A 12,443-nucleotide genomic window follows, 5' to 3' on the forward strand; every position below is an offset into this window, starting at 1 on the left:
CAACGTCACCCCAGACCTGCTCACCAGCACCGATGCCACAGCGCGGAAACGTCTCAGCCAACGAGATCGGCTCCACCCTCGACCGCCACCTCGCGTCCAGCAATGAAATGAGCACACGCCTGCAATCCGGCACCACCACCGCGACTCACCACATCCCCACCGACGATCGCACCGTTTCCAGCATCGCCGCCCACATCATCACCCTCACCGGGTGGCGACCAACCACACCGCCACACCGCGGGTCAGAACCACTTGACTCCGATTAGGAACTCAAGAATCCGTGCTGTGTAACACCTGAAACTCAAGTGATGCAAGGGAATTCGATTGACGCGATAGTCGCTCATAGGTGGGCGTTTCACACATTGCGAGGAAGGGGACCCGTCACCGGCACCGGCCGTCTCCGCACGCCGGGGTAGACGTCATTCCGACATCTGCAGCAACGTGGCGGTCGTCAGGGTGCGGTCGCGTTCCAGTCGGCCGGCTAGTGCGATGAACAGGCTTGCGGTGGTGACGGCATCGCCGAGGGCATGGTGCGGGGAGTGGACCGGAAGCCCGAGGGCGGTGGCGGCATACTCCAGGGCCACCACCTGATCAGCGGCGAGGTCGAGGTCGAGGACGCGCTGGGCGAGCACCGCGGTATCGACGATCGGACTGGAGAACGGTAGGTAGGACCGTCGAAATGCCTTGCGCAGGAACGAGCGTTCGATCCAGGCGCAGTGTGCGACGACCGGGTGGCCGTCGATCAGTTCGTCGAGGGCGGCAACACAGTCGGCCAGTGGTGGAGCGCCGTCAAGGTCCTGCGTCCGCAGGTTGTGAAACTTGACGGAAGTGGCGGGCACGTCACCGGGCACGTGCACCAGTCCGTAGACCGATTCAGCGGTCTTGACCCTGCCCTCGCGGATCGGGACGGCGCCGTAGGACACGATGTGGTCGCGGCGGGGGTCGAGGCCCGTCGTCTCCAGATCGATCACCACGAACGTGTCCGCACGCCAATCCACGTCGACGCTTGCGGGCCTGCGGGCGCGAAGACGGCGTGTCCAACTGGGTGTCATCTCACAGCCCATCGAACCCGAACCACTTGCGGCTCAACCGTTCCTGTATTCCGCTGACCGTTCGGAACGCGCTGCGGAGGTGCCGCCGCTCCAGTGGATCGAGCGTGGCTGGATCGATCGCGGACTCGACGGGTCTTCCTTCCTTGATCGCGGCGATCTGGCTGTCGAAGACGAGGTGGTAGCAGAGGCTGAAGGCACCAGACAGTGCGTCGGCCTCGTCAGCGGTGATCAGGCCGCTGTGATGCGCGCGGTCCAGCCGTTGCGGGGTGGATCCCGTCGGGTCGCCGGTGCGCTGGGCGAGGGCGCGGGCCAATGACGCCACCGGCCGCAAACCGGACTTCTTGAGATTGAGGTGGCCCTTCTGTTCGCCGAAGTGCTCGACGACGAACCCGCGGACGAATCCACTGGGCGGACGGTCGCTCATCGAGAAGCGACTCAACGATCGTGTGAAGGCGTCGCGGCCGAGTCCCCCGACGAGTGCGCTGCGCAGGGGTTGGATCAGCACCGGGCGGGTGATCGGCCGTGCGTCGAGCACCGTCGATGCCATCAGCATGTAGTCGATGTTGTCGGGCTTGGCGCGCCAGACGTCGGCTATTTCACGCCACTGCCGTTGTGACCGGTTGAACAGTTGCGAGGACGCGTTGAGGCCCTGAGGACACGGGGCCAGACCACACCGACTCAGCGCGTTGATGAGGGGTTCGGTGGCCGCAGCGACCTGTTCGCGGGTGAACACCATGTCGCTGGGACCCTTGGTGGCCCACGCCAGCGCGGTGTCGACGTCGGAGTTGGGCAGCGGCTCGCGTCGGCCGAGCGAGCCCATCACCATCCACGAGCAGTCCAGCTCGGCCAGGGGCGACGTCACGGAGTGCAGTTCGATGATCTTGCGGAAGATCGACTCGATCATCGCCGACAGCAGAGCGCCGACGTGTTCGACCGGCAGGCCGGCATCCCAGAGTTCCACGGTGGTGGGCGTCAGGAGACGGGAGGCGTCGACGAGTTCGTCCATGGTGGTTGCCGCCGCGGCGGCGGAGCGGATCACCAGTGGGTTGCGGACCTCGGCGGCGGCCATATCGACGACCCGCACGACGCCGATGGCGGTGCCGACGGCGTCGATCACGACGAGGTGGTGGATGCCCTGCTCGACCATGAACAGATACGCGGTGCTCACGGTGCGATCGGTGCTCATGGCGATCGCGGGTGTGCTCGCGATGGCGGAGATGGGCGCGTCGACGCCGACCTCGCCGGTCGCGACACGTCGGCGGAAGTCGTCGTCGGTGACGATGCCGATCCGTCCGCCCCGGAGGAACAGGGCGCAGGACCGACCCGCGTTGGTCATGAGCTCGGCGACGGTGCGAATCGAATCGTCGGCGTCGCACCACGTGATCGGATGGGCGACCTCGCCGATCGGTCGCTCCAGGCGGGCGAACGACCCGCCGGCGCTGATCAACCGCTCACGGGCGACCAGGCCGCCGTAGTGGGCGAACCGCAGGCGGTCCGGGTGGACCAGGATCGCGCGCGGATCGGGCAACCGGTAACAGAGGGTGTCCTCGGCGGCGCGGACCTGCAGCGGTGGCGGCAGTCCGGATAGCACCGAGATGTGTCCGAACGTCTCCCCGGCACCGAGGACGTCGGTGATGCGGCCGCGGTCGATGATCTCCACCGCGCCGACCCTGACCACGTAGAGACAGGCCAGAGGCGCCGCGTCGGCTTCGACGATCACCGTGCCCGCCGTGAAGTACTCCACCTCGACGGCCTTGGCCAGGCGAGTCAGGTCCTCGTCATCCAGGCGGTCATACGGTGACTGCGCGCCGAGGAACTCCAGGAACTCCCTCACGGTGCTCCATCGACGCCGAAATCCCGCTCCTTCACCGACCGATGGTCGCACGGCTCATCCGTGGTAGCGCCACAGTCGGGTCCGCCGCCTACATTGTTGGGAGCGCGGGCCAACTCCCGGCATCGGAATGCGTCGTTGAGTGCGGGGCCACGTTTCAACTTCAACCTGACAATGGAATACAGCGGCGATGGGCGAGGGATGGCGGGCCGCGCGCACTGGGCACGGACAGTTTCAGCAATCGAGTGGTGAGGATGTAGATGTCGGAGACGGCCGCTGATGATCAGACGCACGAACCAACCGAGATCACGTACGCCGAACACCTGCACCCGGCCCGGCCCCGCACGCTGCGCTTTCGTCCCAGGGTCAAGGCGCCGTTCGCGCGCCGCTCGGTGGCCCAGGACGGCTCGGCGACGGGGCACAACCCCGCCTACGTCTCGTGGTTGCTCGCTCAGTCGATGCTCGCGGACGCCAACGAGATCAGCCAGCAGTTCTCGGGGCAGGGTTCGATGTGGCAGAACCCCTTCGCCAATCCCAATCCGCGGGCCGCCGTCACCGCCGCCTCCGTGTGGTTCACGGCGTATCCGCTGTCCCTGATCACCCGCCCCGACGAGTCATTCCTGACGGCCATGGCCGACGAGGAGATGTGGAAGGCGTTCGCCGAGATCGGCATCGAGGGCATCCACACCGGCCCGGTGAAGCGGGCGGGTGGCATCTCGGGATGGGAGTACACGCCCAGCGTCGACGGGCACTTCGACCGGATCAGCACCCAGATCGATCCGGCCTTCGGCACCGAGGACGAGTTCCGGAAGATGTGCGCCACCGCGAACTGGTACGGCGGGACGATCATCGACGACGTCGTGCCCGGTCACACCGGCAAGGGCGCCGACTTCCGGCTCGCCGAGATGCACTATGCGGACTACCCCGGCGTCTACCACATGGTCGAGATCGACCCGAGGGACTGGCACGAGCTGCCCGCAACGCCCGCAGGCGTGGACTCGGTCAACATCGACGCCGTGACCGAGGAATGGCTGGACAAGGCCGGCTACATCATCGGCAAGCTGCAGCGGGTCATCTTCTACGCCGAGGGCGTCAAGGAAACCAACTGGAGTGTGACCCGCCCGGTCCTCGGTGTCGACGGGGTCGAACGCCGCTGGGTCTATCTGCACTACTTCAAGGACGGTCAGCCGTCCATCAACTGGCTGGACCCGACGTTCGCCGGGATGCGCATGGTCATGGGCGACGCGCTGCACTCCCTGACCGACCTCGGAACCGGGGCACTGCGACTCGACGCCAACGGCTTCCTCGGCGTGGAGAAGAGTGCGGCCGACGGCAGTCCCGCCTGGTCGGAGGGGCACCCGCTGTCCGAGGCGGCCAACCATCTGATCGCCAGCATGGTCCGCAAGGTCGGTGGGTTCACCTTCCAGGAGTTGAACCTCACCATCGACGACATCCGCGAGACGGGTGAGGCCGGTGCGGACCTGTCGTACGACTTCATCAACCGGCCCGCATATCAACACGCCCTCGCCACCGGCGACACCGAATTCCTGCGGCTGACGTTGCGTACCTCGATCGAGCTCGGTGTTGAGCCGGCTTCGCTGGTGCATGCCCTGCAGAACCACGACGAGCTGACCTACGAGCTGGTGCACTGGTCCACCGGTCACCGTGACGACGTCTACACCTACAAGGGTGAGGACATCACGGGAGAACAGCTCGGGGAGTCGGTCCGCAAGGACCTGCTCGAGCAGCTCACCGGACCGAAGGCGCCCTACAACCAGGTGTTCACCACCAACGGCATCGCCTCGACCACCGCGACCGTCGTCGCCGCGTCGCTCGGCATCACCGACCTCGACGAGATCGTAGACATCGACCCGATCCGCCGCGCCCATCTGCTGTTGGCGATGTTCAACGCGTTGCAGCCCGGGGTGTTCGCGCTGTCCGGCTGGGACATGTGCGGGATGTTGACGCTGCCTCCCAGCGAGGTGGCCGAGTTGCTCCGAGGGGGTGACACGCGCTGGATCCACCGCGCCGGTCACGACCTGATGGGCGTCAACGAGGGAGCGGCCCGTTCGATGGCGGGGATGCCACGCGGCCGCAGCCTGTACGGCTCCATTCCCGAGCAACTCGCCGACGAGACCAGCTTCCTGCGCCAGTTGCAGGCCATCCTGCGCGTCCGCTCGCACTACGGCGTCGCCACGAGCGTGCAGGTCGACATCCCCGAGGTGTCGCACCGGGGGATGCTCGTGCTCGTGCACCAACTCGAGGATCCCAACCAGCATCAGCTCACGCTGCTGAACTTCGCCAACGAAGACATTGCGGGCACCGTTCGTTCAGAACACCTCCCGTCGGGCAGCCACGTCATGGACATGTTCACCGGCAAGACCGTCGGTACGGTCGACGACCTGCACAGTTTCGCGGTCGAAATGCCTCCGCACCATGGCATGTCGTTGCTCGTCGAGGCGGTGGAGGCCGACGCGTCGGACTGAGCTCAGCGATTGGCCGGCACCGTCAGTGGGCCCCCGCCCGCAGCTTGGAGTAGGCAGATCACGGTGCTCGGGTCCGGGTTGGACGAGGTTCGATTCTGGTTCGAGTCGATCAGGTACGTGATCGTGAACGTGCCGCTGCCGACGGGTTCACCCGTGTACTTGGTGAAGCCCTCGGCGCACTTGCGGTCGGCGACGTCGGCGACGGCGGTGTTGACCGCCAATGGTGCGCGTAGGTAGACCTCGGCCTGATGCGGTGTCGCGCAGTCCACGACCGCGACGCCGATCACGTTGGGGTCGTCGACCGGCGGCGGGTCGGCCAGGCAATCGCCGACGTCGAGGTCGAACCAGTTCACCGTCCGTCTTGACGGGTCCGGGGCCGGGGGAGTGGCGGGCGTCGTCGTCACCGCTGGTGTCGTGGTCGTGACGCCGGTCGACGACGAGCTCGGCGTCGTGGTGCTCGAGGCGCAGGCCGACAGCAGGATCGGCGCAGCCATCAGGGTGATCACCCCCAGGAACGGACGGTTTCGCATCGGGTAAAACTAGCGACCGTCGCGACGGGGTGTCTGCGTTTCTCGCAACGGGCGCCCTCCATGCCCGGCTCCTCGGGTTCTAGGGCAGCTCGGCGCGGGTCGTGAGAGTCGAAGTGGGCGAGTCGATTTGGATTCCGCACGCGGCAGCGAACTGCAGTGGATTCAAACCGTCGGCCGAGTTCATGTCGCAGTTGCCGAACGGCGGGGAGCCGTTCGGCAGGGTGGTCCCGTTGCCGTACCCCTTGTCGTCGGTGTACTGATGAGCAACCTTGCCCGGGTAGGCCGGATTGTTTCCGTACGCGGCGATGACCAGACGCACGCCCACGGGCTTCACCGGCCACAGCCGGTTCAGGTCGGCCACGTTGCCGTAGCCGATGACGCGGCGTGGCTCACCAAGCCAATCGGCGACCGCCCGATGAGCCCGGTTGATGCCGTCGGACTGGTCGCCGGTGATCCGCCCACCCCAGCTCTCGACGTCGATCATCACGGCCATGCGCGGGTGCGGCCGCCCGACCATGTCCACCAGTGTGTCGACGGTCTGCCTCCAGTTGCGGCGCCAGACGAAGTAGACGATGAAGAAGTCCAGGTCGCCCGCGTCGCAACGGCGTTTGCACCAGGGATAATTCGTGGCCCAGTTCCCGTCGCGATGGTCGCCGTCGTTGGATCGGATGCAGAGCACCCGGTGCGGATAGCGGTCGTTGACCGGGACCTGCCACTCGGAGACGTCCGCGTAGATCGTGTCCGCCGTCGCCCTCACCTCTTCCCTGATCGATCGTACGGCTACCAACCTACGCAAGGTGTTGTCCCGCTGCGGCATACGGGCGGACGCCGGAGCAGGCATCGCGTGTCGGACCCGTCGCCTACGCTGCGGGAATGAAACGAGGGGGAGAAATGCGACGTGTTCTGGGGACGGCATTGTTCGGCGGGTTCGCCGTGTGGGGGCTGACATTCAGCGCAGTGGCAGCCGCCGAGCCGACGTGGACGATGCCGAACGTCGTCGGGATGGATCTGCAGGGTGCGCAGGACATGATTCAGTCCGTGACCCACGGAGCGCTCTGGTACAGCGGCTCAACGGATCTGACGGGGCAGGGACGCACGCAGATCAACGACCGCAACTGGGTGGTGTGCTCGTCGACGCCACCGAGCGGCCGCGCCTTCGGGGCGAGCACGAAGGTCGACTTCGGCGTCGTCCGGGACTCGGAGAGTTGCCCGTAAGGCTTTCAACGGTCGGCGCGGCGCGCGACGAACTCGAGCAGGCGGGGATCGTCGGACGTGAAGCGGTCGACCTCCTCGCCTCCGTCGCATCGCAACAGTGCGATGGTCGCGCCCCGGTACGTTTGGGCCACGAGCTGCCACGTGGCGCCGGCGTCCTGCCAACGAATCAGTTCGGCGACGTAGTCGCGGTCCTCGATCGATTCATCGTGCACGCCTCTACGATGGCATCTCTGTCGTAGGCTGCCGCGGTGGACACGGGCATCAGGTTGGCAGTGGCCGCGGTCTTCGTCTGGCTCGGCATGGTGCTGGCCATATCGTTGGTCGAGGCGCCGTTGAAGTTCCGCGCGCCCGGCGTCACGCTGCGGATCGGGCTCGGCATCGGCCGGCTGGTCTTCCGCGCCCTCAACGTCTTCGAGTACGTGTTTGCCATGGTCATCGCGGCCGCCCTCTTCACCCACGAGACCTCGGCGGCCCTCAACGTCGCGCTGTGCCTCGCAGTCGGTGCGCTGCTCGCACAGACCATCGTGGTGCGCCCCCTGCTGTCACGGAGAACCTCCGCGGTCCTGGATGGAGGCGAGGCGGGTCGTCGATCGGGCGCCCACTACGCCTACCTCGCGCTCGAACTCGTCAAGGTGGTCGCGCTGGTGTGGACCGGTGTTGTACTGGTCGGGGAATGAGACGATGACCAGATGCGGCTCGGATTGCACGCCCTTGGCATCGGTTCCGGAGCCAGGCGCGACGTCATCGACGCGGTGGCGAAAACTGCCGAACAGTCCGGGTTTGCGACTCTATGGGCGGGCGAGCACGTCGTCATGGTGGATCGGTCTGCGTCGCGTTACCCATACTCGGACGACGGCCGGATAGCGGTTCCGTCCGAAGCGGATTGGTTGGATCCGATGATCGGGCTGAGCTTCGTCGCCGCCGCGACGTCGACCATCGACATCGCGACCGGGATTCTGCTGCTGCCAGAACACAATCCGGTCCTGGTGGCCAAGCAGGCCGCGACGCTCGACACATTGTCCGGTGGCAGGTTCACGATGGGCGTCGGTGTCGGCTGGTCGCGGGAGGAGTTCGATGCGCTCGGAGTGCCGTTCGCGCGGCGTGCGGCGCGGACCGCCGAGTACGTCGCAGCCATGCGGACGCTGTGGCGCGACGACGTCGCCTCCTTCGCCGGTGAGTTCGTGAACTTCGACTCCGTGCGCGTCAATCCGAAGCCCGTTCGCGATGGTCGCATCCCGATCGTGCTCGGTGGCAACAGTGACGCTGCGCTGCGCCGGGTCGCCGAGTGGGGCGACGGCTGGTACGGATTCAACGTCGAGGGAATGGCAGCAGTGGCGCAGCACGTCGCCAAGATCCGCACCTTCTGCGATGAGTGCGGCCGCGATTGGAAGGGGCTGCGATTGGCGGTGGCGCTGAGCAGTCCGCAGCCATCAGAAGTGGGCGAGCTGGCCAACCTGGGGGTGGAGGAGTTGGTACTGGTGGCGAGTCCGCCAGACGACGCCGGCCGCGCAGTGAGCTGGGTGGGCGACCTCGCGGCTCGGTGGCTACCGGCCGTCGGTTGATGCGGCGACGGCTGTTGGAACACGCGGTACAGTCCTCCGCAGTGGTGATGAATCTCGCCCGAGCCGAAGTCGCTCGAACCGCCCGATGGCTGATAGTTCCTACCGTCGAGTCGATGGGTGAGTGTCCGTGAAGCGAGGGCAGGGCGACGATTCGCATGCCGAGCTGCCGTCCGATCCCGACGTGTCCGCCGCGCCCAGCAGGCCGCTGCATCTGAGACCGTCCGCGCTTGCATGGGTGTTCGCCGGAGGTGTCGTCGGCACGGCGCTGCGGTACGTAGTCGAGATTCTCATCCCGCACGACGCCTCGGGGTGGCCGTGGGCGACGTTCCTGATCAACCTCAGTGGCGCCTTCATCTTGGGCTGTCTCTTGGAGGGCCTCGTGCGGCTCGGCGATGACTCGGGCTGGCGCCGGCGAGCGCGACTCTGGGCCGGCACCGGAGGTTGCGGTGCCTTCACCACCTACAGCACGTTCGCACTCGAGGTCGTGTTGCTCGGCCGGCATGGCCACGTGGCGACCGCGATCAGCTATGGCTCGGTAAGCGTGGTGGGCGGAGTGTTCTCCGCCTGGCTTGGAATCGTGGTCGCCGCGAGCGTTCACCGTCGGGGGGCGCGCTCGTGATCCCGGTACTGACGTTCCTCGCCGGAGCCACGGGCGCAGTGGCCCGATTCCTGCTCGACTCCTCGTTCAAGCGACGATGGCAGTCCCCGTTCCCGTGGGCCACCGTCATCATCAACGTGACGGGTTCGCTGCTGCTCGGCATCCTGGCCGGCATGGTGCTCTTTCATGGCCAGCCCGCCATCTGGCAGACCGTGATCGGAACTGGTTTCTGCGGCGGTTACACGACTTTCAGCACCGCCAGCTTTGAAACCGTCCGGCTGGTTCAGCAGAACCGGCGCGCCCTCGCCCTGCTCAACGCGTTCGGGTCCCTGGCCTCGTCGGTCGCCGCGTGCGCGGTCGGACTTGCCCTCGTGTGGGCGCTCTAGGGACATCCTCGGTCTGAATTCTTGACGACCCCGACGTGCGACGCGTCGCGATGGAGCAGAATCGAATCCATGCCTGCCAACCCGCGTGCCGGACAACCGGCGCTCCCAGAAGACCTCATCGACGTGGCTCAGGTGGTCACCGCCTACTACACCGTCGTGCCCGACCCGGAGGACGTCGATCAGCAGGTCACGTTCGGGACGTCGGGGCACCGCGGGTCCAGCCTGGACGCCGCGTTCAACGAGGCGCACATCCTGGCGACGACGCAGGCGATCGTCGAGTACCGCACCGCCCAGGGGACGACCGGCCCGCTGTTCATCGGCCGCGACACCCACGCCCTGTCCGAACCGGCCTGGGTATCTGCCCTCGAGGTGTTGGCCGCCAACGACGTGGTGGCGATGATCGACGGTGCTGACCGGTACACCCCCACCCCCGCCGTCAGCCACGCGATCCTCAAGTTCAACCGCGGCCGCGACAGCGACCTGGCCGACGGCATCGTCGTCACCCCGTCGCACAACCCGCCGCGGGACGGCGGTTTCAAGTACAACCCACCCAACGGTGGTCCTGCGGATACCGATGCCACGGGCGTGATCGCCAAGCGCGCCAACGAGATCCTGCGCGGCGGGCTGGCGGACGTGAAGCGGATCCCGCTGGCGCGGGCACTGCAGATCGCGGAGCGGCACGACTACATGAACGCCTACGTCGAGGACCTGCCCAACGTCGTGGACATCCACGCCATCCGCGCCCAAGGCGTCCGCATCGGCGCCGATCCGCTCGGCGGCGCCAGCGTCGACTACTGGGGTGCCATCGCCGAGACCCACAACCTGGACCTCGTGGTGGTCAATCCCTTCGTCGACGCCACCTGGCGATTCATGACGCTGGACACCGACGGCAAGATCCGGATGGACTGCAGTTCGCCGAATGCGATGGCGTCATTGATCGGCAAGATCGGTGACTACCAGATCGCCACGGGCAACGACGCCGATTCCGACCGGCACGGCATCGTGACGCCCGACGCCGGGCTGATGAACCCGAACCACTATCTGGCGGTCGCGATCGACTACCTCTACTCGCACCGGCCGAACTGGCCGGGATCGACCGCCGTCGGCAAGACGGCGGTCAGTTCGTCGATCATCGACAGGGTGGTGGCTGGACTTGGCCGCAAGCTGATCGAGGTGCCCGTTGGGTTCAAGTGGTTCGTCGACGGATTGATCGGCGGGACGATCGGATTCGGTGGCGAGGAGAGTGCGGGCGCGTCCTTCCTGCGTACCGACGGTTCGGTGTGGACCACCGACAAGGACGGCATCATCCTGGCGTTGCTGGCCTCGGAGATCCTCGCGGTCACGGGATCGACGCCGTCTCAGCGGTACGCGGAGCTGGCGGAGAAGTACGGCGCACCGACGTATGCGCGCATCGACGCGCCCGCGGACCGGGAGCAGAAGGCACGCCTGGCCAAGCTCTCGCCGGAGCAGGTGAGCGCGACCGAGCTGGCGGGGGAGCACATCACGGCGAAGCTGACGACGGCCCCGGGCAACGGCGCACCGTTGGGCGGACTGAAGGTGGTCACCGAGAACGCGTGGTTCGCCGCGCGTCCGTCCGGCACCGAGGACGTCTACAAGATCTACGCCGAATCCTTCAAGGGTCCGGAGCATCTGGCTGAGGTGCAGGAGGCGGCCAAGGACGTGGTGAATACAGTCATCGGGTGAGTTCCGTAGCGGAGGGTGACTGTCCGGCTTCGGAGGGCAGGAGCGAAGCGACCCGGGAATTGGGTTCGGAGGGCAGGAGCGAAGCGACCCGGGAATTGGCTCCGAAGTTGCCCAGCGAGGTATGGGTTCTCGTCACTGCCAACGCGGTGATCGCACTCGGTTACGGCGTCGTTGCGCCCGTACTGCCGCAGTACGCGCGCAACTTCGGTGTCAGCATCGCCGCCGCGACGTTCGTGATCACGGCCTTCGCGCTGATGCGGCTGTGTGCCGCGCCCGCGAGTGGCCTGCTGGTGCAGAAGCTCGGTGAGCGGCGCATCTACCTGACGGGCCTGGTGATCGTCGCCCTGTCCACCGGTGCGTGCGCATTCGCGCAGACCTACTGGCAGCTGCTGGTGTTCCGGTCGCTCGGCGGCTTCGGGTCGGCCATGTTCACGGTGTCGTCGTTGGGGCTGATGATCCGGATCTCGCCGTCGGATGCGCGCGGACGCGTCGCCGGGCTGTTCTCGAGCGCCTTTCTGGTCGGCTCCGTCGGCGGGCCCGTGCTCGGAAGCCTCACGGTCGGCTTCGGCTTGTCCACGCCGTTCGTTATCTACGGCGTTGCCCTTCTGATCGCGGTCGCGGTGGTGTTCGTCCGGTTGCGGCATTCATCGTTGGCTGCGGCGGACGTGCAGACCGAGCCCGCCATCACGGTGCGCGAGGCCCTTGGCAACTCCGCCTACCGAGCGGCGCTGTTCTCAAACTTCGCCACCGGTTGGTCCGCGTTCGGGCTGCGCATCGCGCTGGTCCCGTTGTTCGTCGTCGAGGTGCTCGGCCGCGGCGCAGGAATGGCGGGACTTGTGCTGGCGACGTTCGCGATCGGGAACGTGACGGCAGTGATCCCGAGCGGGTACCTGTCCGACCGAATCGGCAGGCGCCTGCTTCTGATCATCGGCCTGACGGTGTCGGCGGTGTCGACCGTGCTGGTCGGGTTCACGACGTCGCTGACGTTGTTCCTGGTGGCCGCGTACGTGACGGGGGCGGCGACGGGCATGTTCATCTCGCCGCAGCAGGCCGCCGTCGCCGACATCATCGGCAGCAAG

Annotated in this window: 14 protein-coding genes and 1 riboswitch; of the genes, 9 read left to right on the forward strand and 5 right to left on the reverse strand. The window is 66.7% G+C overall.

Annotated features, from left to right (window positions below; genetic code table 11):
• On the forward strand, positions 1-266 hold a 266-nt coding region (locus tag QOI01_RS07895), incomplete at its 5' end, for a hypothetical protein (protein WP_526379648.1).
• A gap of 153 nt (positions 267-419) precedes the next feature.
• Here QOI01_RS07895 and QOI01_RS07900 read toward each other — a convergent pair.
• Both QOI01_RS07900 and QOI01_RS07905 read right to left on the reverse strand, forming a co-directional pair.
• Positions 420-1,052, reverse strand: a complete 633-nt coding sequence (locus QOI01_RS07900) for a 3'-5' exonuclease (RefSeq protein WP_526379650.1) — start codon at positions 1,050-1,052, stop codon at positions 420-422.
• A gap of 1 nt (position 1,053) precedes the next feature.
• Positions 1,054-2,886, reverse strand: a complete 1,833-nt coding sequence (locus tag QOI01_RS07905; protein WP_526379652.1) for a putative nucleotidyltransferase substrate binding domain-containing protein — start codon at positions 2,884-2,886, stop codon at positions 1,054-1,056.
• A 257-nt stretch (positions 2,887-3,143) separates the two neighbouring features.
• Here QOI01_RS07905 and treS point away from each other — a divergent pair, with 257 nt between their 5' ends.
• Positions 3,144-5,369: a maltose alpha-D-glucosyltransferase gene (treS, locus tag QOI01_RS07910; protein ID WP_526379654.1), complete on the forward strand. Its 2,226-nt coding sequence runs from the start codon at positions 3,144-3,146 to the stop codon at positions 5,367-5,369.
• A gap of 2 nt (positions 5,370-5,371) precedes the next feature.
• Here treS and QOI01_RS07915 read toward each other — a convergent pair whose 3' ends face one another.
• Both QOI01_RS07915 and QOI01_RS07920 read right to left on the reverse strand, forming a co-directional pair.
• Positions 5,372-5,899, reverse strand: a complete 528-nt coding sequence (locus tag QOI01_RS07915) for a hypothetical protein (RefSeq protein WP_526379656.1) — start codon at positions 5,897-5,899, stop codon at positions 5,372-5,374.
• 79 nt (positions 5,900-5,978) lie between these two features.
• Complete coding sequence (locus QOI01_RS07920; RefSeq protein WP_526379658.1) at positions 5,979-6,656, reverse strand: glycoside hydrolase family 25 domain-containing protein; 678 nt, start codon at positions 6,654-6,656, stop codon at positions 5,979-5,981.
• 134 nt (positions 6,657-6,790) lie between these two features.
• Here QOI01_RS07920 and QOI01_RS07925 point away from each other — a divergent pair, with 134 nt between their 5' ends.
• A complete protein-coding gene (locus tag QOI01_RS07925; protein WP_526379660.1) occupies positions 6,791-7,114 on the forward strand; it encodes a hypothetical protein in 324 nt (107 codons plus the stop codon).
• 5 nt (positions 7,115-7,119) lie between these two features.
• Here QOI01_RS07925 and QOI01_RS07930 read toward each other — a convergent pair whose 3' ends face one another.
• Positions 7,120-7,326 (reverse strand): hypothetical protein, encoded by a 207-nt coding sequence (locus QOI01_RS07930; protein WP_526379662.1) that lies wholly within the window; start codon positions 7,324-7,326, stop codon positions 7,120-7,122.
• A gap of 36 nt (positions 7,327-7,362) precedes the next feature.
• Here QOI01_RS07930 and QOI01_RS07935 point away from each other — a divergent pair, with 36 nt between their 5' ends.
• The 6 genes from QOI01_RS07935 to QOI01_RS07960 form a co-directional block, all read left to right on the forward strand.
• Positions 7,363-7,791, forward strand: a complete 429-nt coding sequence (locus QOI01_RS07935; RefSeq protein WP_526379664.1) for a hypothetical protein — start codon at positions 7,363-7,365, stop codon at positions 7,789-7,791.
• A 12-nt stretch (positions 7,792-7,803) separates the two neighbouring features.
• A complete protein-coding gene (locus QOI01_RS07940; protein WP_526379666.1) occupies positions 7,804-8,676 on the forward strand; it encodes an LLM class F420-dependent oxidoreductase in 873 nt (290 codons plus the stop codon).
• Between the two features lie 34 nt (positions 8,677-8,710).
• A riboswitch (Fluoride riboswitch) is annotated at positions 8,711-8,785 on the forward strand.
• A 12-nt stretch (positions 8,786-8,797) separates the two neighbouring features.
• On the forward strand, positions 8,798-9,295 hold the full coding sequence (locus QOI01_RS07945; protein ID WP_526379667.1) for a fluoride efflux transporter FluC: 498 nt from the start codon (positions 8,798-8,800) through the stop codon (positions 9,293-9,295).
• Entirely contained in the window at positions 9,292-9,660 is a 369-nt protein-coding gene (crcB, locus tag QOI01_RS07950; protein ID WP_526379669.1) for a fluoride efflux transporter CrcB, read from the forward strand. The genes QOI01_RS07945 and crcB overlap by 4 nt, the downstream gene beginning before the upstream one ends.
• A gap of 69 nt (positions 9,661-9,729) precedes the next feature.
• A complete protein-coding gene (gene pgm, locus QOI01_RS07955; protein ID WP_526379671.1) occupies positions 9,730-11,364 on the forward strand; it encodes a phosphoglucomutase (alpha-D-glucose-1,6-bisphosphate-dependent) in 1,635 nt (544 codons plus the stop codon).
• Positions 11,365-11,423: 59 nt separating this feature from the next.
• Positions 11,424-12,443, forward strand: a 1,020-nt coding sequence (locus tag QOI01_RS07960; RefSeq protein WP_526379673.1) for an MFS transporter, incomplete at its 3' end; no start/stop codon positions are given.

This window comes from Mycobacterium sp. (assembly GCF_032162605.1).
Taxonomy (GTDB): domain Bacteria; phylum Actinomycetota; class Actinomycetes; order Mycobacteriales; family Mycobacteriaceae; genus Mycobacterium.

Excerpts from the sequence above, each read along its gene's own strand:
- QOI01_RS07900 (WP_526379650.1), bottom strand. The coding sequence starts at position 1,052 with ATGACACCCAGTTGGACACGCCGTCTTCGCGCCCGCAGGCCCGCAAGC.
- treS (WP_526379654.1), top strand. The coding sequence starts at position 3,144 with ATGTCGGAGACGGCCGCTGATGATCAGACGCACGAACCAACCGAGATC.
- QOI01_RS07915 (WP_526379656.1), bottom strand. The coding sequence starts at position 5,899 with ATGCGAAACCGTCCGTTCCTGGGGGTGATCACCCTGATGGCTGCGCCG.
- QOI01_RS07925 (WP_526379660.1), top strand. The coding sequence starts at position 6,791 with ATGCGACGTGTTCTGGGGACGGCATTGTTCGGCGGGTTCGCCGTGTGG.
- QOI01_RS07940 (WP_526379666.1), top strand. The coding sequence starts at position 7,804 with ATGCGGCTCGGATTGCACGCCCTTGGCATCGGTTCCGGAGCCAGGCGC.
- pgm (WP_526379671.1), top strand. The coding sequence starts at position 9,730 with ATGCCTGCCAACCCGCGTGCCGGACAACCGGCGCTCCCAGAAGACCTC.